The 21,705-nt window shown below is 22.8% G+C and carries 22 protein-coding genes; 2 read left to right on the top strand and 20 right to left on the bottom strand.

Features of this window, described 5'->3' with window-relative positions; all coding sequences use genetic code 4:
• Positions 1–57: 57 nt before the first annotated feature.
• The 3 genes from yqeH to SCANT_RS02580 are packed head-to-tail and all read right to left on the bottom strand — an operon-like array spanning position 58 to position 2,923.
• Complete coding sequence (gene yqeH / locus SCANT_RS02590) at positions 58–1,362, bottom strand: ribosome biogenesis GTPase YqeH (RefSeq protein WP_053946167.1); 1,305 nt, start codon at positions 1,360–1,362, stop codon at positions 58–60.
• Positions 1,349–1,933, bottom strand: a complete 585-nt coding sequence (locus SCANT_RS02585; protein ID WP_235443301.1) for a YqeG family HAD IIIA-type phosphatase — start codon at positions 1,931–1,933, stop codon at positions 1,349–1,351. The genes yqeH and SCANT_RS02585 overlap by 14 nt, the downstream gene beginning before the upstream one ends.
• A gap of 54 nt (positions 1,934–1,987) precedes the next feature.
• Positions 1,988–2,923: a hypothetical protein gene (locus SCANT_RS02580; protein ID WP_053946165.1), complete on the bottom strand. Its 936-nt coding sequence runs from the start codon at positions 2,921–2,923 to the stop codon at positions 1,988–1,990.
• Between the two features lie 90 nt (positions 2,924–3,013).
• Here SCANT_RS02580 and SCANT_RS02575 point away from each other — a divergent pair, with 90 nt between their 5' ends.
• Complete coding sequence (locus SCANT_RS02575) at positions 3,014–3,847, top strand: hypothetical protein (RefSeq protein WP_053946164.1); 834 nt, start codon at positions 3,014–3,016, stop codon at positions 3,845–3,847.
• A 13-nt stretch (positions 3,848–3,860) separates the two neighbouring features.
• On the opposite strand, the gene SCANT_RS02570 is transcribed toward SCANT_RS02575, so the two are convergent.
• The 8 genes from SCANT_RS02570 to rpsU all read right to left on the bottom strand — a co-directional run bounded on the left by SCANT_RS02570 (position 3,861) and on the right by rpsU (position 9,118).
• A complete protein-coding gene (locus SCANT_RS02570; RefSeq protein ID WP_053946163.1) occupies positions 3,861–4,655 on the bottom strand; it encodes a hypothetical protein in 795 nt (264 codons plus the stop codon).
• The gene (locus tag SCANT_RS02565) at positions 4,627–5,634 is read right to left on the bottom strand and encodes a hypothetical protein (RefSeq protein ID WP_053946162.1); all 1,008 of its coding nucleotides are present in this window, start codon (positions 5,632–5,634) and stop codon (positions 4,627–4,629) included. The genes SCANT_RS02570 and SCANT_RS02565 overlap by 29 nt, the downstream gene beginning before the upstream one ends.
• A 55-nt stretch (positions 5,635–5,689) precedes the next feature.
• A complete protein-coding gene (locus SCANT_RS02560; protein WP_053946161.1) occupies positions 5,690–6,196 on the bottom strand; it encodes a hypothetical protein in 507 nt (168 codons plus the stop codon).
• 59 nt (positions 6,197–6,255) lie between these two features.
• Positions 6,256–6,780 carry a hypothetical protein gene (locus SCANT_RS02555; RefSeq protein WP_053946160.1) on the bottom strand — a complete coding sequence of 175 codons (525 nt, stop codon included), beginning with the start codon at positions 6,778–6,780 and terminating at the stop codon, positions 6,256–6,258.
• A 68-nt stretch (positions 6,781–6,848) separates the two neighbouring features.
• The gene (gene ruvB, locus SCANT_RS02550; RefSeq protein WP_200902959.1) at positions 6,849–7,793 is read right to left on the bottom strand and encodes a Holliday junction branch migration DNA helicase RuvB; all 945 of its coding nucleotides are present in this window, start codon (positions 7,791–7,793) and stop codon (positions 6,849–6,851) included.
• On the bottom strand, positions 7,783–8,334 hold the full coding sequence (locus SCANT_RS02545; RefSeq protein ID WP_053946159.1) for a hypothetical protein: 552 nt from the start codon (positions 8,332–8,334) through the stop codon (positions 7,783–7,785). The genes ruvB and SCANT_RS02545 overlap by 11 nt, the downstream gene beginning before the upstream one ends.
• Before the next feature lie 75 nt (positions 8,335–8,409).
• Positions 8,410–8,844: a hypothetical protein gene (locus SCANT_RS02540; protein WP_053946158.1), complete on the bottom strand. Its 435-nt coding sequence runs from the start codon at positions 8,842–8,844 to the stop codon at positions 8,410–8,412.
• 109 nt (positions 8,845–8,953) lie between these two features.
• The gene (rpsU, locus tag SCANT_RS02535; protein WP_020834273.1) at positions 8,954–9,118 is read right to left on the bottom strand and encodes a 30S ribosomal protein S21; all 165 of its coding nucleotides are present in this window, start codon (positions 9,116–9,118) and stop codon (positions 8,954–8,956) included.
• Positions 9,119–9,240: 122 nt separating this feature from the next.
• Here rpsU and coaBC point away from each other — a divergent pair, with 122 nt between their 5' ends.
• Positions 9,241–10,416, top strand: a complete 1,176-nt coding sequence (gene coaBC / locus SCANT_RS02530) for a bifunctional phosphopantothenoylcysteine decarboxylase/phosphopantothenate--cysteine ligase CoaBC (protein ID WP_053946157.1) — start codon at positions 9,241–9,243, stop codon at positions 10,414–10,416.
• Between the two features lie 8 nt (positions 10,417–10,424).
• On the opposite strand, the gene SCANT_RS02525 is transcribed toward coaBC, so the two are convergent.
• The 9 genes from SCANT_RS02525 to recD2 all read right to left on the bottom strand — a co-directional run bounded on the left by SCANT_RS02525 (position 10,425) and on the right by recD2 (position 21,682).
• Positions 10,425–12,218 carry a PTS transporter subunit EIIC gene (locus SCANT_RS02525; RefSeq protein ID WP_053946156.1) on the bottom strand — a complete coding sequence of 598 codons (1,794 nt, stop codon included), beginning with the start codon at positions 12,216–12,218 and terminating at the stop codon, positions 10,425–10,427.
• Positions 12,219–12,276: 58 nt separating this feature from the next.
• Positions 12,277–14,877 (bottom strand): hypothetical protein, encoded by a 2,601-nt coding sequence (locus SCANT_RS02520; RefSeq protein WP_053946155.1) that lies wholly within the window; start codon positions 14,875–14,877, stop codon positions 12,277–12,279.
• A 102-nt stretch (positions 14,878–14,979) separates the two neighbouring features.
• Positions 14,980–15,429 (bottom strand): hypothetical protein, encoded by a 450-nt coding sequence (locus SCANT_RS02515; protein ID WP_053946154.1) that lies wholly within the window; start codon positions 15,427–15,429, stop codon positions 14,980–14,982.
• Positions 15,430–15,462: 33 nt separating this feature from the next.
• Positions 15,463–15,846, bottom strand: coding sequence for a hypothetical protein (locus SCANT_RS02510; RefSeq protein WP_053946153.1), 384 nt, complete (start codon positions 15,844–15,846; stop codon positions 15,463–15,465).
• A 200-nt stretch (positions 15,847–16,046) separates the two neighbouring features.
• Entirely contained in the window at positions 16,047–16,709 is a 663-nt protein-coding gene (gene deoC / locus SCANT_RS02505) for a deoxyribose-phosphate aldolase (protein WP_053946152.1), read from the bottom strand.
• Between the two features lies 1 nt (position 16,710).
• Positions 16,711–17,691 (bottom strand): Gfo/Idh/MocA family protein, encoded by a 981-nt coding sequence (locus tag SCANT_RS02500; RefSeq protein ID WP_053946151.1) that lies wholly within the window; start codon positions 17,689–17,691, stop codon positions 16,711–16,713.
• Positions 17,684–18,265 (bottom strand): hypothetical protein, encoded by a 582-nt coding sequence (locus tag SCANT_RS02495; protein WP_053946150.1) that lies wholly within the window; start codon positions 18,263–18,265, stop codon positions 17,684–17,686. Before SCANT_RS02495 ends, SCANT_RS02500 begins: the two co-directional genes overlap by 8 nt.
• Positions 18,255–19,397, bottom strand: a complete 1,143-nt coding sequence (nagA, locus tag SCANT_RS02490) for an N-acetylglucosamine-6-phosphate deacetylase (protein ID WP_053946149.1) — start codon at positions 19,395–19,397, stop codon at positions 18,255–18,257. Before nagA ends, SCANT_RS02495 begins: the two co-directional genes overlap by 11 nt.
• Before the next feature lie 74 nt (positions 19,398–19,471).
• Positions 19,472–21,682, bottom strand: a complete 2,211-nt coding sequence (gene recD2, locus SCANT_RS02485; RefSeq protein WP_053946148.1) for an SF1B family DNA helicase RecD2 — start codon at positions 21,680–21,682, stop codon at positions 19,472–19,474.
• Between the last annotated feature and the right edge of the window lie 23 nt (positions 21,683–21,705).

The raw sequence follows: 21,705 nt of genomic DNA, 5'->3' as shown, positions 1-21,705 counted from the left end.
AAAAAAGTAATTATACTCTTATTATTATTTTTAATTTTCTAAAGATCTAAAACTTCTTTAAATTAGAGCATCTAATTCACTTACTCTTATTCCATATTCTGTTTTTGGAACTGTAATTTCTAATTTCATACCTTTATATGATCTGAAACTTATTCAACCTAATCCTGAAATATGTAAATCTATTTTTTTGTCATCATTATATAAGAAAGTATGTACTTCAAAATCACTGTCACTTGATAATAATCTTGGAGATAAACTATAACGATTTTTTTTAAAATAATGCTGTGCGTTTACTTTTTTTGTTCTATGTAAAGGCATTTGTTTATTAACATAAAAATGGAAATTTGTCTTAATTGGTTTATTATTTTTTTCATTAACTGCTTGGCCCTCAACAAAACTAAATCATGCAAGTCCGCCATAAAAAATTGATTGACCCGCATTTAATTGATAAGTAACTTGTTTAATTTCTTTTTGAAAGAAGAAAAAATCTCAATAATTTGGTGCAGTTGCAATAGCAATATGATTATGCTTTACAAGACCAGGTGTATCATAAACATAATTATTTTCTGTAAAGTTAATTTTAATTTTATCTAAAGTGGTATTAACATATTTTGAAGTAACAATAGAAGGAATTTGATGGTTAAATTTCAAACAAGCGTTTATTAAACTTGATTTTCCTGCATTTGAAATACCAATAATATATTGATCATAGTCTATGGATTTTAATTCACTTACTAATGGTGAAATATAGTCAACTTTAAGTGATGAAGTAAAAATTATTTTTGAACCAGCAATTGCTGAATCTTCAAAATATTTTTTGACGTAATTTAGAATTTTTAATTTCTTAACTGATTTTGGAAATAAATCAATTTTATTAACTAAAATAACTACTTCTTTTTTAGAAATTAATTTTTCTAATCAAGTTAATCTACTTCCAGGTAAATCAAACATATCAACTACATAATAATATCTAATTTTATTTTTAGTTTGATTTATTTCATCAATTATAGCAATGAAATCTTCATCATTAATTTCTTGTTCCACTAATTTATTATAATATTTTATTTTAAAACATCTTAAACACAAATCTTGTTTTGCAATATCTAAACTAAATCCTGGCAATCTTTTATCATCCATCTGTAATTGTTTTCCACAACCAATACATTTTTTTGGTCCTACTGATTTATAATTTGTTGTATTACCAATTCCTGGCTTAGGCTCAGTTAAACTAACCTTACTTCTTTGTTTTACTTTGCTTGAATTTGGTTCAGCAATATTAGAATTGATTTGCAATGCCACATCTTCTAAATTTTCAAGCTGTTTTTCAATGTCATTTAATTTGTCATTGTTAGAGAATTTCATAATTACCTCCAATTTCTCCTTCATTGTAGAATCCTTCATGTAAAATATTTTTTTGTGACAGCTTTTTTAGTATGTGTTTTTCTAAAAATTGCACCATCTTACTTTCTTCTTTATTTCTACTTAATGGTGATACCAAAATGCTTTTAATATGGGCTCTATTTGCAACAAGCACATCAGTAACAAGTTGGTCCCCTATTATAATCATTTCTTCTTCTTTATATTTAAATAGTTTTTTAACCAATTTCATTTTACCTAAAAGTGGTTTTTTACAATCTCAAAAGTAATTTGTAATTCCTGCTTTTTTAGCAAAGTTTTCAACCCTACTTCTAATATTGTTAGAAAATAAGACAAATTCCATATTATGCGAATAAATATTTTTAATAAAATTTAAAACATTTGGTGAAGGAATTCTTTCATTTCAACCAATTAAAGTATTATCCATATCACACATTATAAGCTTAATTCCACTGTTTTTTAATGAATCTAAATTTATCTTTTCATAACTTTCAAGATAAATTGAGGGTTTAAAATAATTAAGCAATAATAAATTTCTAGACTTTTTATTTGACATTCAAACACCCCACATTATTACTTTAATTATACCAATTTTATTGTTTTATCAAGATTAATATTTTTTAATATATGTATTTTTAGCATATGGAACGTTTGTAAATTCATATACAAAAGATAAAAACTCTAGTACTTTTAAAACGTCGTTATAACAATGATCAATTACTCTTTTTATGTTTTTATTCATTGTTTTGTATTCTTCATAGTCCATTTTCTTATTAGTTGATCTTGAAAAAAATGAATATGCACTACAACACATTGTATAAATATCATCTTTTTCATCTTTGAAAATATTTTGATTAATATCTTCAAATCAATCAAAAAACTTTTTAGTACCAGTTAAGGCAATCATTTCATCACTTTGTTTACCTGCAGGTAAATTTTCACGTTTTCAAAATTCTTCACCTAATTTATTAGTATTTGAAAATGAAAAAGTATTTTCTAAAATATCATATATATCAAAATAATTAGCATTCAACTCTTTACTTTCCTTATTATAAAAAGCCATTTTTAATGTCTTTCTTGCAAATAATCGTTTATTGTCATTAATTCATTTATTAATAATTTTGACATCATTGCTAGCTCCAGCACAAACAATTGTTCTAATTTCCTTATTTCGACACATGTTTAAAAATGAGATAATCATTTTTGAATATTGATCAAAAAAGTTATATGCGTTATCATTAAAGTTTCTTTTAATTGTAATTGATTTTATTGCCTTCTTGTTATCTCTATTTGAAATCTCTTTTAATGATTTTGCAAAAGAATACTGAATGACATATACTAAATCCTTATTATTGTCATCATATAATTTTTTATCATTTTCACCATTATCATGAGAATGATTAAAAAACTCAGTATCTAAAACCATTATTGGAAATTGGATATTTTCCAATATTTTTTTAGAACGTTCTCTGTCAAATCTAAAATTCTGATTTTCATTAAGTAAAAAGAAGCCCTCATCAATGATTTGGATTGAATTCCTTTTCATATTAATACCTACTTTAAAAAGATAATATCACATTTTTAGGTATATAATTTTGATAAATATAAGATATTATATCTATAAAGGTGAAAATAAATGCAAAATACAAATAGTTTTAAAACATATTTAGATGACATATCAGTCAAATGATTTAAGAATTTTATTGTTGAAAAAGTAGAAAATTTTAGAAATGGCTTCATAGAAGATAACGAACCAGGCTTTGGTGATTTTACTCCGGACTTAAACGTTACTTCTTACATCTTAAGCAAGGTAAAAACTGATATTGAAACTATTTCAAAGTATAGTGATATTAAAGATTTTATTGAAAAATATAGTTTAAATATTAAGAATAATGACGACCTTAAAAATATTGGTAGTGCTGCCCAATCAGAATTATTAGAAACAATAGAAAAAAACCCAAATAATATTCAAGAAAAAATAACTGAATTAATAATGAAAATGCAAATAAATAATATAACTAAAAATCTTAATAAGTCTTTAAAAATAATTGAAACTTTACTTAATAAATTAGGAGAAGATACTTTACTTAATGAAATTGAATATGAAGATTTAGAATATATTCTTCAAAAAAACTTAGAAAAGACATTAAAAAAACTAAAAGAATGAAGTGCTGAAAATCCAAAACAAAGTGAATTTTATAAAGAAGAAATGGATATAGTATCTAATGACCCTGATTTTCAAAAGAGAAAAGAAGCTAGTGAGATAATTGAACATTATTTTGGTAATATAATTGGTCAAGAAATTCAAGAAAATGAAATTGAAGAACTTTCAGTTGAAAATATTAATGAAAATTCTAAAATAATTGTTTTCAATAAGGGAATTATGATTAGTGAAGAATTAAGAGGAAAAATTGAACTAATCAATTGCATTTTTAAAAATAGTAAAGAGTTCAAAAAAAGCAATGTTTAGTTACATTGCTTTTTTAAATAAATTTATATTTAAAATTATCAATTATTAGAAATTCATCTGCACTATTTTCATCCATTTCAAAAGTAATTTTATTTGACAAATCTAATGATAATTTAGTTTTTGCCGAGAAAACTAGTTTATTAACAAATGCCTTTTTTTGATCATCATTTAATGAGCCTTCGATTTCATAATCTCAATTATCATCTTCATTTTGTTTTTCCAAAACTTTCAATCTAAAATTAATTCCTGAAATTATTTTATTTATAAAGTAAAATGTTTCTGTTTTATTTAAAGCATTTGAATTAGTTAAGGATGCTAAAATTTTCCCTTGATCTTTTCAACCCTTTTTAATTGTTAAAGCTAAATCAGATTCTACTTTTGTATTATAAAATCCATTTTCATTGTTAACAACTATTGAATTTAGAAAAATATTTTCTACAATAATTGTCATCCCTGTAAAATCATAAAAATTATCAATTACATTTGGATTATAGATTTCTGATAATGTTTGAATAAATTCTGCTTCTGTGGGATTGTTTATGTTTAATTCAACAATATTATTTTCAATTTTATTTGAAGATAAACTTGATTCAAATCCATTATGTTCTCATGAATCATTTATAAATTCTAAGTATTCTAAATTATATACTTTAATTGTTTCATTTTTTTTAAAGAAAATATTTAAATCATTGGTAAATCCAGTAAAACTTTTTGAAGCAATAGAAATTATTGGTTTACATGAAACACTCATAATTGAAGATGTTGGTATAATGAATAAACTAGATAATATATGAATTATTTTTTTCATTATTATCCTCCTTTATATTAATTTCTAAAATAATTTTACTGATTTTTTTATTGTCTATATTAAAACTTTCTAAATTTATTGTTTCATAGTTTTCATTATCATTTTCCAAATTATTTTTAATTGTATTATTAATTAATTTAAACTCAATATCTTGTTGATAAGAATAAAATAAACTTTTTACATTGTTTACTTTTTCTTTAGTTTTTAGTTTATCAATATTTTTAAAATAAATTTTTAAAATATTTTGTTTTTCCCCTTCTTTAGTTGAGCTTTCAGTAACTTCCTCTGTATTAATTTCTACTAAATCAGCTAAAACTAATTTTTTAATAATTTCTTGATCTAAAATAAAATTCTTATCAAAAAAATTAAACTCTGTATTAATTTTTTTATCTTTACTTTTATCTACTATTTCTAAACTATTTTGTTTTGACCAAAGTATTAGATCTTGCTCTTCTCTATATTTTTTAAAAAAATATATATTTTTTGAATAATCTAAAGTTAATTCTAAATTTGTATAATCATAAAAAAAATCTGGTTTTGTGTTTGGTTCTATATTAAACCATGAAGCTAAATCATCTAAAGCATACTGTGTTTTTATTCTTTCTTTTATATTTTTATCTTCTCCTAAATTTCCATATTCAATTGAAGTCAGTTTTTTGCCATAAAAAAAATTATCATTTTTACAAATAAACTCTTCACAATTTAATTTGAATTCATTCCCACTTAAAATAAGTTGTTCAATATATTTTTTTTCTTTAGATTCTGGTTCTGGAATTTTATTATTTTTTACTAATTCAGGAAACATTGAAAATTCCTTGATTTGAATATTTTTTTCATTTTTAAAAACAGTTTGAAAAGCTTTATTATAATTAGTTTCATAAAAACTATTATAATTTGGAGTCCCACCACAAGATATAACAGTTATAATTGTCGAATTTAATAATGTTGCAACACCAAAAAAGTTTATTATTTTTTTCAAATTTATCACCATATAAATTATAACAAATAAAAAAAGAATTAATATTCTCTTAATTTTATTCTTCTTCTTTATTTACTCTATCATCTCAAAAATTAATTGCTAATATATTTTTAATATATCTTATTGATAGTTCTAATTCATTTATTGGGATTTTTAAATGACCACTTGTATATTTAGTTGCAATGTGTACCAATATCAATTGAGAAATTTCAGGTTCTGAATTAAGAAATTCAATTGCTCCCATATTCTTTATTTCTTCTAAACCAGAATTTTCATATAATTCTTTTTTGAATGAAAGAATTCCATTTTCCATTCAGTTTTGTATTAGTCAATTTTTAATTTTATTATTAAATGTATCTATTTCTTTTATATTTAAAGAAATTATTTCAATTGATCATTTATGAAAATTTTTTATAAGCTCTTCAAGTGATTTAATAATTAAAATCTCTCTAAATTCTTCTCCATTATCATTTTTACCTGTAATCATGCAAAATGCTGTTCCATCTTCAAATGTTACTTTACCTAAACTTGATTTTTTTAAGTTGTAAACTTTTTTTTCCATATTAGCCCCTTTGAAATATAATCAAAAATATTATACACTAACTTTTTATTAAAATTATTTTATTCCTTAGATTTATTTTTATCCTCATAATTGTCTAAATAAGTTTTTGCAGATAATATACCAAATATTGAACCAGTTAACAAAAGTGAATTACTCAATCCCATTAATAAAAAGAATATTAATGATAAAAGAATCGATAATTCATCTCCATTTGCAAAGACTCCAAATGTCATTGCAGGTAAAATTGAAATAAATAATCCTGCTCCCCCTGCACATAAACCAAAAATATATCCAAATCTTTGAGAAATTGATTTTCTTGAATTAATTCAAATTAAAATTAAAATTAAAATAATAAATGATAGAAATGAAGCTAATAAAATAATAATCCCCAAACTTTTTATTAAACTTAAACTTGCATCCAAATTTGATTGCAACCATTTTCCCAAATCTAAAAAATATTTATAACTCCCATCCATAAGTGGCTTTATTGATATTAATAAAATTGAAAATATCATTATATTTATTAATAATGTAAGAATCAAATAAATTCCAACATTTGTTAAAGTTCTTGCTAGTCTTAACATAGTATCTCCTTTACAATCAAATTATATTTTAACATTTAAGTTTTTATAAATAAAAAATAAATTTAAACTTAAATTAAATTTTCTTTTTCCAATCATAAAATTGCTTTTTCAGTTATTTTTCTTCCTTTAACTGTTTTTTCAATTAAAAAATTTCTAATTAATATCGGTTCAATTGTCTTAATAATTATTTGTTGTTGCAAACCCATAACTTGTTGAATGGTTTCAATCCCTAATGTTGAATGTTTATATAAAAGTTTTAAATACAATAATTCTTGATTACTTAGACCAAATTTATAAATTTCTAATTCCAAAAAAATATTTTTAATAATTTCTATATTAACATTTTTTAATTCTAAAATTATAATGTAATCATAAATTCTTTTTAACAGATTAATTGCAACTCTTGGAGTGTTTTGGCAAAACTTTGAAATATATTTTATTACCTCAATGTCTAAATTCATATTTAATTTTTTGCAATTTAATTTAATTATTTCTGTTATTTCATTGTCACTATAATGTTGAAAATGAAATAAAATTGAAAATCTATTCTTAAATGGCTCTACTAATTTATTTATTTCAGTTGTTGCTCCAATTAAAGTAAAGTTTGCCAATTTTATATTTACAACTTTTGAATTATATTCTTTACCTACTATTATATTTAACTTATTATCTTCTAAGACTGGATATAATACTTCAAAAATTTCTTTGGAAACAGAATGTATCTCATCAATAAATAAAATTTCATTTTCTTTTAAAGATGTTAACGGTGAAATTATATCACTTGGTTTTTGTAAGCTCTGTCCATTTAAAATATGAATTTTTTTATTTATTATTTTTGAAACCAAATAACCTAAACTTGTTTTCCCTAACCCTGAAGGACCATGAATAAGAATATGATCTAAATTTTTATTTCTTTTCTGAGCTGACATTACAAATACATTTAAATTATTAATTATATTTTTTTGACCAATAAACTCTTCTAAACTATTCGGTCTAAAAATATTAGTTTCCATAATTATTTAAATTTAAAATTGCTTTAGATAAAAGAATTTCCTCACTTAAATTTAAATCAATATTTTGAATTGACTTATAAATATCAGATAATTTATAACCAAGTTTATTTAATGAATTTATTACATTCATTTGCTTTAAATTATATTTTTCATTAAATAATTTAAACCTTATTTCATTGATAACTTTCTTACAAATACTTTCAGATAAATTTGAAATTTTATTTAAGGTATTTATATCTTGCTCTTTGCAAATTTTAATAAAATTTTCTTCGCTAACATTTTTAAATATTTTTTTAATGGTGCTTATTCCAATATTTTTGATATTTAAAATTAATTCTGATAAATCTCTCACCTTCTTACTTTCAAAAAATAGCAGATCATTTGAATATTCATTTTTATAATTTATAACATATAAAAGTTTTAATTTATTTAAAGCGAAATTTTCTTTAAAAATTTTAAAGCCTTTGTATCCAATTTGATTTACTTTTAATAATAAGCACTCTTCATCTTGTTCTAATATATATCCTTCTAAACAATACATTTAAGTATCACCCCTATTATATAATCGCTATAAAAAAATAAAAACAAAACATTTTCTTGTTTTGCTTTTATTTTTTTATTCTTCATATACTATTTTAATTTTTCTCTTCTTATTTAATTTTAATTTTTCAATATTTTCTTTGAAAAACATAATTCTTTCTTCTTTAATTTGACTTGCTCTTTTTTTATCAATTGGTTTTTTTTCCATTGCTAATTTTATTTTTAAATCTTCAACTGTATAATGTCTTCCATTATTTAAAATCTCATGAAGTTTAGCTTTTTTTTCAATTGATTTTTTTATTTCTTCAGGTAAGTCTCCTAATTGAGAAACGGCTTTCTTTTCTTTAGAAGAACCCATACTATTAGACTTTCTTAACAATTCAATCTTTGAAATTTGGTTATTAGTTAAATTTTCAGGTTTTCCAACAGTTCTACCACTTTCAAGCTTTTCTGATGAACCCAATGAATATAAATTATTAATTGAATATGCGCTTTTATCGTTCTTTTTCATCTCAGATGTTTCTCCTTCAAAGTTTTATTTATATCTATTATTATATCTTATTTGACAGTTTAAAACTAATAAAAAAATAAAATAAAGTAAAAAAAAATAAAAAATTTGTTTAACCAAATTTTTTATTTTGCTTTTGTTTGTAAATACGTTTTTCTTTTTTACTTAAATGATATTCACGTTTTCTTGCTTCTGATTTATTTGAAGCAGCTACTTTTTGAAAACGTTTTAGTGCCTTTTCAATTGGTTCACCTTCGCGTACAACAACACTTGCCATTTTTTCAACTCCTAGTCAAAAATAATTATAGATTGTAAATTGCTTTGTGTCTATAATTTTTACTAAAAAAATGAAAAAAATGGCAAAAAAGTAGATAATATTTAAAGAAATGGGTGAAAATTATGAAAAAACAAATTAATCTAATAGTTACAGGTGGAATTGCTGCTAGTAAATCCTTAAAGCTATATAAATTATTGTCAAAAAAATATGAAGTTAAGTTAATTACAACAAAAAATGCTAAAAAGTTCGTAAATTTTGCCAATATTGACTATTTAGAGGACATATTTGATAGAGAATTCTATGACTCACATCATTATGGTGATCATATAAAAATTGCCTTTCAAAGCACTCTAAATGTGGTTTACCCTGCCTCTTACAACTACATTGGTAAAATTGCCAATGGATTAGCTGATGATTTGGCTAGTTTAATTTTTTCAGTTTCCAACTATAAAACAATTTTATTTCCAAGTATGAATTCAAACATGTATTTAAATCCTATTTTAGAGAAAAATAAGACAATTTTAGAGGCGACTGGTAATGTCAAATGAATTGAACCCAAATATGGCAAATTAGCAAGTGGTCATGAAGGTATTGGAAGAGCTTTAGAACCCGAAGAAGTGTTAAAAATTATTGAATTGGAAGAAAATAACTATAAAAACTTAAAAGATAAATCAATTTTGCTTAATTTTGGAAAAACTAGAAGCTATATTGATAAAGTTAGATATATTACAAATGCAAGTAGTGGTAAAATGGGAAATGAATTAAAAAAAGTGTTAAAAAATAATTGTAAATCACTAAAAACTGTTTTTGGTGACACTTTATTACCTAATTTTACAGATAATGATAATGTTTATGTAAAAACAAATGATGAAATGTTAGAAGAAATGCTAAAAAACTATGAAAATTCCGATATTGTAATTTGCTCAGCTGCTTTATATGACTTTGAAGTTGCAAATTATACTGATAAAAAAATAGAAAAAAGATCACTTTCAGAAAATGATCTAAATCTCTCTTTATACCCTGCTGTTGATGTTTTAAAAGAGCTAGGAAAAGTAAAAACACATCAATTTTTAGTTGGGTTCTCATTAGCAAATGATTTTAATTTAGAAAAAGCTTGAAGTAAATCCCAAGAAAAAAATCTTGATATGTTAGTAGTTAATCTTGCAAGTGCTATGGAATCAGATACTAACGAAATAAAAATATTGTTAACAAAAAGTAAGCAAGTTATTGAATTTAATAATTCTAAAAAAAATGAAGTTGCTGTCAATATTTTAAAAACAATTAACGACCATATTTAAAAAAGAACTTATTTAAGTTCTTTTTTAAATTTTGTTTTATTATTTCTATTAGCAATAATAAAACTTAGCACTTCTACCTTCTCTTTATTACTTTCATTAATTGTAAAAATTGTGGACTCATTAGTTCTTTCAATTTTTTGAAAATGCTCAAATAAATTTGAAACATTATTATTATTTTTAAATTTAATTATTAATTCTTTTTGAGTTAATTGATATAAAGCAATATTTTTTAAACCTCCAAAATCGTCAATTAAAATATAAATAGAATCTCTTAATAACTTTGCCTCAATATTAATAATATTTTCTTCTTTATTAAATTTTTTAAATCAAAAGAAAGCAATTGTGAATATAAAAATGCTAGCAATTATTCCTATTATTGGAATAATCCATATTCTTGTATTAACTCCATTTGCAGTTGGTACAACACCACTTAATATAAAATCAAAAAGACCAGTTGAAAATGAAGTTCCTAGTTTTACTTTAAATAACGAAGTTAACATAGCTAAAAGACCATTTAAAGGACAATAAATGACAAAATAAAATAAAGGCATTGTATAACAAAATAGATATTCTACAGGCTCTGTTACTCCTACAAGCATTGCTGTTAAAGCTGCAGTAATATAAATGCCCATTTTTGATCTTTTTTCACCTTTTGGTGTCATTAATAGCAAAGTAAGTGACAAAGTTGGTAAAATAAAAATCGAATTAATATATCCACCAGAAATAAATCTACTTACTCGCAAACCAACATTCCAGCAATCATCAACAGTTATATATTTATTATTTGAAACAATATTTCAAATAATTTGATCACCACTGGGATTAGTTGCAAAAATGCTTTCTGTTTCTTTAAATCAAAAATTAATATTTTCTTCAATTTTTGCAAAATCAGCATTATTTAAATTATTTTGAAAAATCTTAGTAATTTCATCTTGACCAAAACCCTTTTGATTAATATTTAAAAGCTCATTTATAATACTTAGATTTTCACTTTCAGTCACTCTTAATAAATATTGAATCAACAAATCTTGTTGATAAGAATTTAAATCTCCCCCAACTTGGGTATATCACATTGGAGATTGTCAAAGCAAATTTGAACCGAAAGGAATTAACATTCTTTGTATTGTTCTAAATATAAAAGCATCAAGCCCTATTGGTGACTTAGCAACTATAGAACCAATCATTGACAGTAGAAAACCAAATATTGGTCATATTATAATAAAAAGACAAGCAGCAATTATTGAAAATAAAACACTTAAAATTATTACAAATCTTTCTTTTGCAAAAAACTCTAAACCTTTCGGTAAATTTATATCTTTAAATTTTTTATAAATAAATGTAACATAACTTCCAACTAAAATTCCACCAATAATACCAGAATTAAATGTTTCTAAGCCTCCAAAAAAAAGTTTTGATAGATAAAGATTTCTTTGCAAATCATGTCAAAATCAAATATTAAATAAATTCTTATTATCATTATTCTTTATTGAAGCTCAAATAAAAACATTAAAGACTAAGTAGGATAATATTCCACAATAAACAGCAACACCCTTATTTGATGTAAATCCTATAATAATAGCTAAGGCAAATCAAATACCAATATTTGAAAATAAAATACTGCCAATATTAGTTAATAAACTAAGTTTGGTAGCATTTCCTATTGACAAAATAATTCCAAATATAGGCATTAAAATAATTACAAATCCAAAACTAGTGCCTAATTTTTTTAAGAAACTTTTTGTTTTATTTTTTGTATATCATGATATATCAAAATCTCTAAATTGAGTTTGGTAATTTTCCATGACTTTTTCCACCTTTTATATGGTTATTTTAGCATAAAAAAAAGATATGTTAATCAACCTATCTTTTCACTAATTTATATTTACTTAAAACTATCTTAGATGAAGTATGATGATTTTGTCTTTTTTTAAGTTCTAATTCTTTTGCTTCTTCTTTAGTTATTATATTTAATTTTCTTCTACTTTCTAAATATAAAATTCTCTTTTCATCACCTTCATATTGATTTTGATTTTTAAATTCAGTTGATAAATTATTTTTATTTGCAAAAGAAATTTTTTGATCAACAATTATTTTTTGTGAACTATTTTTTTTTGAATTAGTTCTTCCCTTTTGATTTACTGTTGAAACTTTTTTTGTTATAACTTTAAGTTCTTTATTATTAGTTGTTACATTATTAACTTCATTTTCAATATTTTTTTCTGAACTATTATCTGTATTCAAAACTCTATTATTAATTGAATTATTTTCTATAATAAATTCTGATTCCTTATTATTAGTAACCAAATTGTTACTAATATTTTCAACAGTAATTTTTGAATTATTATCAACATTTAAAGTTTCATTACTACTAGAAGTATTTGTAACTATATTTTGACTTAAATTATCTTTAATATTTTTTTGATTAACATTTACGTTTGAACTACTATTTGTATTTGAAGTTTTATTTGTAAAGTTTTTCTGATTTCTATCCTTCTCTTTTTTTCAATTACTTTGTTTAATAATTACTTTTGAGTCATCATTAATTACAACATTTCTATCAATTGAACTATTTTCATTTCCAGAATTGCTTTCGTTCAAACTTATAGTGTTATTAAATTTATTATTTTCAACTATAACTTTTATTTCATTATTATTAGCTTTTAATTTATTACTATTGTCTTCAACAATCATTTCCAAATTATTAGCATTGGAATTTTGTAAAAGTTTTGATTTTTCTTTAATAGAATTTACTACTCTAAAAGCTTTTTGTTTAGAATTTAAAGATTTATTAATTGCTTCTGCTCTTCATTTTCTTTCAAGAATTTGATATGTAGTTTCAATTTTTCTTCTTTCTCTTTTAAGAGTATCTTCAAAATTTTCATTTAATCTTCTTTTTTTATTTTCAAGTTCTCTTAATTCAGCTATTTTCTTTTCTTCTCTTAACTTAATAAGTTCTTTATGAAGAAACTCATTTTCTTTTATCAATTTTTCAATTTGACGATCTTTTGCTCTTGCTTTCTTTTTAATTTTTTTAATAATTTTTTCATTAGTATTTTCTAAAACTAAAAAATTATTTTCTTTTTCAAAATTTTCAATATTGTCACTGACCTTATTTTTTGTTATAAGTTCTCTGGTATTGTCATTTTCAAATAAAAAATTATTAATTTCTTTAATAATAACTTTAGGTTCAACAACTTTAGAAATATCTTTAGTTCTTTCATTTGAATCAATTTTAGATTTCTCTGTTTCTGATTTATTTATTTCAATTTCTTGTAAAGTTTGTTCAATTGCAATTTTATTGTCAAATAAAGGATCTTGTTGATAAGTAGATTTATTAATTATCTCATTGTCAATATCTTGTTTACTTTCTTTTTCTTCTTTTTCAATAATTTTAGTTTCTTGTAAAATAGTTTTTAAATTTTGTTTATTTTGAATTTCATTGTTTAAAGAGCTATTTTGTTCATAAATAGCATTATTAATTATTTTACTATTATTATTTTTGATTTCTTCTTGTAACTCCTTCTCTATTTTAGTTTTTTCAAAATTAATTTCTTCATTTTGTAAGTTTTTAAGTTCTCTTTTTTCTGATTTATTTCTTAAAGCTTGAGTATATCTAGATCTACTCATATTAATCATTTCCTCTTCATAATTATCAAATCCAGGAACATCAAAAAATGTTTCAAGATTAATTTCAATTGTTTTTAAAATATCTGAGTTAAATTCTGTTTCATCTAAATTGCAAAGCTCATGAATAACTTCTTTGTAATCAAATTCATTTTCATCATTAGAAAAACTTTCATCAATAATTTTATCAGGAATTTGATCAATAGTTTTATAAGTAGTCATAGCATCTGATATTTTTTTTAATCTATTATTTGCAAATTTTGCAATATTTAACTTTAATTCTTGCGTAATTTGATCTTCTTCAAGTTTAGCTTTTTCATATTCAATTTGAGCTAATTTAATTTTTTGTTGCTCACCTTTAATAGCCATTTCAATTTTTGCTTTTTTATTTGCAATTTCTTGCATTTTATTTTGGTCGCTAAAATCACTATTATTGTCTGCTTTAATTTCTCTTAAAGAATGTAACTTTCTAGAAACGTTATTTATTGGTTGATATCTTTTATTTAACTGTTGTTGTACATTTAAAGCATTTTTTCTAATAAAAATTTGTTGAATTTTTTTAAGATTTGCCAATCTTTTTTTTGAATTTAATTCTTGTTTTATGTTTGCATTATTACCTTTTTTACTATTTTGATAAATGATAAATTCTTCTATTTCTAAAAGTTTTTGTATATAATTTCCTATATTTTCCTTAGTTTCTTCACTTGAAGAAGAAAATTCAGTTGTAATAAGATTTATAGTTGAGGGATTTATATTTAATTCCACTAAATCATCAATTCTCTTTCTGATTGAACTTGGTAAATTATAATCATCCATTTCAAATCCATACTTTTTCATTGATAAATCCTCCTAAAAATACAAATATTATTAATATTATATCAAAAAAAATTGCTTTTTTATAGCAACCTTTTGCTTGTTAAATTAATACTGCTGATTAGTCTAAAGCTTATTTTTTAATTTATACTTTTTATCAATTAATTTTAATTCTATTTCACAATTATTATAGTATTGCGAATCATTTTTTACTTTGATTATTGCTTTACCGCTGCATTTTGTAATAAAATCTTCTTTATCTTGTTCAAATAATTCCTCAGGATACTTTAGTACTGTGATTTCAAGTTCTTGAACTTTAACTCTACTATTTCCCTTTTGATATTTAATATCACAAAAATAATTTTGATCATCAAAAGTTTTAAAAATATTTGTTCTAACTGTTTTATTTGTTAAATGTTCATTTAAATCAAACTTGATTTTACTTACTTTTCTTTTTTTATTAATTATCCTGCTTACATCTCTATTTCATCTTCATCTATTTGGTCAAAAAAATACATAATAAACAGTTAAAAGAATTATTAGTATTAAGTCCGATATTATTCATATAATATTCATTGTTTTAACCTTTCAATATAATTATTTATTAATTTAATTAGGAGTAATTGTTATTTCTAATTTAGCTTGATTATAATATTTAGAATCTTCTTTAACATTTATTAATAATTTACCCTTAGTTATTACATCTTTCTCTAAATTATTTCTCGCTATAATTTTTTCTGGCAATTTTATTATTTCAGCATTCAATTCTTGAATTTGCAATTTCCTATTATATTTACTCATTTTTAGATTAAATAAATATTGATCTGCAGTTGTTTTTAAATAAGTTATTCTAATATTTGAATTTCATAAATGTTTTTCAAGATTTATTTTATTTTTTCTTTTTTTTCTTCTTTTATTAAGAAAGTATTCCGCATTGCGCTTTCCATAAATATTTAAAATAATATCTGATATAAAATTTAGTGATACTCACATTTTTTCCCCTTTTTTAAATTTATAAATATATCTAGTTTATTCTATAATGATAATTTTGAATATTCAAAATTATTAACATTAACATACTATATTAGAATATCAAAAAATACTATATTTTAAATAATTAATCTTCTACTTTAATCAATCTATTAAAAATACATGTTTTTAATATATATTTCAAATTTCTTTAAAATTCAAATCTAATAACCATTTTTATGTTCTTCACCTTTAACAATAGCAACTCCACCGCTTGTTCCTAAGCGATCAGCACCATTTTCAATCATTTTTATAGCATCTTGATAAGTTCTAACTCCTCCAGCTGCTTTAACTTTTGCTTGATCTTTGACAATTGATTTCATTAATGCTACATCTTCAAAAGTTGCTCCCCCAGTTGAAAAACCAGTTGAAGTTTTAACAAACTCTAAATTAGCTTTTAAAGCTAATTGACAACATTTAGTAATTTCTTCTTTTGTTAATAAACAATTCTCTAAAATTACTTTAACACAATTATTTAAAGCTGCTTTTTTTACAGCAATCATATCATTTAAAACAAGATCTCAATTAGCATCTTTAACTGCTCCAACATTTATTACCATATCAATTTCAGTTGCTCCATTTTCAATTGCTTGTTTTGTTTCGAACGCTTTTACTTCACTTGTTGTTGCTCCAAGTGGAAATCCTATAACTGTAGTTATTCCTACATTTGTTCCTTTTAACAATTCTTTTGCATAAATTATATGAGTTGGATTAATACAAACTGTTGCAAAATCATAATCCTTAGCTTCTAGACATAATTTTTCTATTTCAACTTTTTTAGCATCAGCTTTTAATAAAGTATGATCAATATATTTATTTAATTTCATTTTAAATTTCTCCTGGTTTTTCTTGATTACTCTCTACAAGATTTAGTACTCTAACTGTTTCACAACTAATATCTAATAGATAATCTCTTAAACTAAAATCATTTTCAGCTATCATTTTCAAAAAAACTGCAATTTCATATTCAAATAAATCTTTATCATTTTCAGTTTTATGAATTACTTCAACATCATTAGAATTTGTTTTATATAAATTAATTTCTTCTAATTGTATAACATTTTTGAAAGTTAAAGTTGCAATATCTGAAAGCAATTCATTTTCAATAACTCCCCTACTGGCTTTACTACAAACAATATTTGTTAATACATCACTGTCGTGTTTTAAAATAACACAATCATTCATTCCACTTCCATTTGCAAGCCTTTGACCCATTGATTTAACTTCAGTTACAGGTCCAAATAAGGCAATACTTAATTCAACTGGATAAATCAACATATCATATGTAGAACCCTTACCAAGTTTTGCATCAAAAACTGAATCATATTGCCCCATTTTTACTTGAGCCATTCTTGAAGAATAGCGATTCAAATTTAAATTAGCAATAAATGGTTGATAGCTTTTAACAAATTTAAATAGATGAGAAATTTGTGGGCAGTGAAATGTTTTGTAAGCTTCCATTAAAAAAACATTATTTCTCTTTGCAATTTGTGATATTTCAAGAGCTTGTTGAAATGATAAAGTTAATGGTTTTTCAAGTAAAACATGTTTTTGTTGTGTTAAAAAATACTTGGCTTGTTCATAGTGCAAACCATTTGGTGAAGCAATATAAACTGCATCAACTTCATCTAACATTTGATCAAAATTATCAACTGCTTTTGCATATAATTTGTGATCACGAATAAAATCTTTTGCCTTAGTTTTATCTCTAGAATAACAACATACAACTTTACAATTTGGATTTTTTACAGCAGCTGTTATAAATTGCTGTGTAATTTTTGAAGTCCCTATCGTTCCAAATTTAATCATGCTCTTCCTCCTGCATAAATGGATTAAAATCTCCATCTTTTTTTTCTATTACTTTTACTTTTTTATTATTTTCTTTAAGTTTTATTTCTTCTTCCTCTTCTTCAAATCATAATTTATTGGCAATTACTTGTTCTGATAATCTTGAAAAACTTTCTAAGATTGAAATAATAACTCCTAAAATTAATTGAATAATTAAAAATATTATAACCATTACATAAATATTTTTAAAAATAAAAAGAAAAGTTAGAATATCAATAATTGATAAGACAAAAATAATTGAAATAAAAATTAAACATAATAGTATTTGAATTTTTTCTCTTTTAATATATTTATAATTTAATTTTTTATGAACATTTTTTCTAACAAAAAAGAAAATTAATAAACTTGAAATTGATGATATCAATAATAAAATTTGAACTGCAATATATGTTTTTGACTCTATTATTAAACTTTGTCCATTACCTTTAAAAACATTAATAAATGATATCAGTGAAATTGAATAATTAAAAATTAATCCTAAAGTTAATAAGAATTTTATCAATGTAAAACTTCTTGGATTAACTTTATTTTTCATAAACCCTTTCACCTTCTACAAATGTTTTTAAAACTTCTAAATTTTTATTTAGAACAACTAAATCTGCAAATTTATTTTTTTCTATACTTCCACGTTTATCAAATATTTTTAATTGCTTTGCAATATTTATTGATGTCATTTTAATTAAATCTGTCATTTTAATTTCGGGATTTGCTTCTAACATAACTCTAACATTAAAATCATACGTTGCTCCAGCTCCTGCTAAAACACCACTCTCTTTTAAAAAGACTTTCATTCCCTTTTTAATAACTTCCAAATTTCCTAATTTATATTCACCATCATCTAATCCTTTGGCATTCATAGCATCAGTTATAATACAAATATTGTCTGCTCCTTTAATTTTATAAATTAACTTTAAAGTATCTTTTTCAATATGAATTCCATCAGTAATTACTTCACATAAAATATCATCTTTATATAAACTGAAAGTTGCTAATCCTGGTTCATATTGACTAACGCCACTCATTCCATTAAATAAATGTGTGACATGTCTAAAACCAATCTGATAATCTCTTTCACACTGTGCAAAGCTCATATTTGTATGACCAACACTTGGTAAAATATTATTTTCTAATAAATACTTTGTAAAACTACCATCTTGTAAATCTGCTGCATAGGTCACAATTCTAACATTATCTTTTGATGCTTTAACCAATTCTTTTAAATAAGCAATGTCTGGATTTGTTAATAAAGAAACTTCATGTGCACCTTTTTTTTCTTTTGAAATAAACGGTCCTTCCATATGTATTCCTAAACATTTTGAACCTGAATTTTGATTTTCAATAAATGTACTAAATTCTTTTAAATATTTAATGTTATTTTCTTTTGAATTAGTAACACTTGCTTGAACATAACTTGTTATACCCTCTTTTGAAACATTTTTTGAAAAGTTTTCAAAAGCACTAATAGTTCCATTTTCAAAATCATAACCATAACCACCATGAACGTGACAATCAATAAAACCCGGTAATAATCAATTTCCCTCTAAATCGATTCCTTCAAGATTAGTTTTACCCTCATTAATTGATTTAATAAATTTATTTTCTATTTCTAATCAACCATTTTCAATAATTTTATTTTCAACTACTATTTTTGCATTCTTTATAATCATATTTTAGCTCCTAACAATTATATTTTAAGTCAAAAATTGACAAGTTTATTAAAGAAATTAAACAATTCAAAATTCTATTGCTCTTTTAAGGTTAATATAGCTTCTTTTAAAGTAGTTAATCTTGGCTTAGGATTTCTATTACATGATTTTAAAAACAATATTTGATCTGAGATTATAAATAAATTTTGTTTAGCTCTAGTAATTGCAGTATATAACATTTTTTTATTAAGTATAAAATTAGAGTTTCTATTATTACCATCTAAAACAATAATTGTATTTTTATACTCACTTCCTTGAGTTTTGTGAATTGAGCAAGCATAACTTAATTTTATTTTTTGAAATGAACTTGAACCCATTTCAATTTCTCTTTCATTAAAAATAATTTTAGCTGTTTTTAATTTATCACCAATAAAATTTAACTCTTTAATATATCCAACATCTCCATTTGAAAGTTCATAAATAGGGTCATTTTCAATGTACATAACTTTATCATTTACTCTAAATTCTAAATCATATCTTTTATAAACTTTAGACTTTGTTGGATTAACTAAATTTTGAATAATACTGTTTAAATTATCAATTCCCAACTTTTCTTTATACATCGGAGCAATTATTTGTAGATCATTTAACTGTTCATCAATATTTGATGGATTTAAATTACTATAAGTTTCTTTTAAAAAGTTAATAACATTATCATAATCTTTAGAAAAATTAAAATTAACATTGGTAGAATTTTCAAAATTAAAATTATTAATGCTTTCATTTTTAATAGCATCTGAAAGTGCAATAATAGAATTAATTTCACCTTCACTATTTAATTGACGATTATTTTTTACAAGTCTTGTTGTTTTAAAATAATTGCTTACAATTAAATCTTCGTAAAGATTACCATAACTAACGCTTGGAAGTTGTTCAACATCTCCAACTAATAACAACTTTTTAATTCCCTTAACTCCCCTTAAAAGAGAAGCAAATAAATGATTATCTATCATTGAACATTCATCAATTACAACTAAATTTTTGAATATTGGTTTATTTTCATTTGCTTCAAAAATATCATTGCCTGAATATTGTAACAATCGATGAATAGTTGATGTTTTATAGCCTGAATCATCTTTTATTTTACCAGCTGCTCTACCTGTTGGAGCTGTTAATGCAAAATTACTATCGTTATATATCAGCTCATACATTTTTACTATTCCTGTAATAACTGTTGTTTTACCAGTACCAGGTCCACCTGTTATTATTGAAACATCATTTTCAATAAAATTTTTAATTGCTTCTACTTGTTCATTATTATATTTAAAATTTTTAATTCCACTTCTCAAAGAAATAAACTGTTCAACTTCTTTAAGTTTCTCTTCAAAATTAAATTCTCTTTTTAAATAATTTGATCTATTTAATAAATCAAATAATTCTTTTGCTATGAATTGTTCATCTTCATAACTTTCTTTTGTATATATTTTTTGATTTTTAAAATAAATGATTTTCTGATTTTTTGCATAAACTAATTTATTTATTATTTCATTTTCACTTAAATTAAAATGGGCTTTCATTTTTTTAAGTAGTTGGTCCATATCAGTAAACGTATTACCTTCTTGAAAAAGAATTTCTTTTACAAATTCATTTGCAAATCAAGAAACTCTTCTTTCATCATTTTCTTCCATTCCAAAAGTTATACATACTCTATCAACTTCATAAAATGGTTGCATTTTCTTTTCATTAGCATAACTATAAAAATCTTCTCTTAAAATTTGTTCAATAAAATTAATATCTTCCTCTTCCTTTTGTAATAAATTTAAAAATTCAATTTTTAAATTATTTTCTACAAATATATCTAAAATTTTTGTATCTCCAAACTTTGAAATAACTACATCATAAATAATTTCTGCTTTTGCTTGTGTCATATCTTTTATATTAAATAATTCATTTTTATTATTCATTATTTTGCTAAAAACATCTTCTTTAAAATATTCAACAATATTTTTTGCTAAATTTTTTCCTATTGTTGGAAAAACTGACGAGCTTAAATATTTTATTAAACCATCATTATCAAAATTTTTTACCTGACTAAAACTTTTTATAGCTAAACTTTTTTGATTTCTTTTTGGGTCATCGATTTCTTCACCACTAACTTCATAAATAATACCAATTTTCATCATACCAATCGGCCCTGTAATTACAATAGATTTTTTCTCATCAGTAAACAAAACAAAAACTGCTATTGCATAGCCATTATCTGATTTAAAAATAAATTTTGATACTTTACCTTTGTATTGCTTCATTTTTTTTCTTTCTAATAATTAAA

It is taken from the genome of Spiroplasma cantharicola, assembly GCF_001281045.1.
Taxonomy (GTDB): Bacteria; Bacillota_I; Bacilli_A; order Mycoplasmatales; family Mycoplasmataceae; genus Spiroplasma_A; species Spiroplasma_A cantharicola.
Note: the sequence above shows the minus strand (reverse complement) of the source record. Positions and strands in the feature narration are given on the sequence as shown.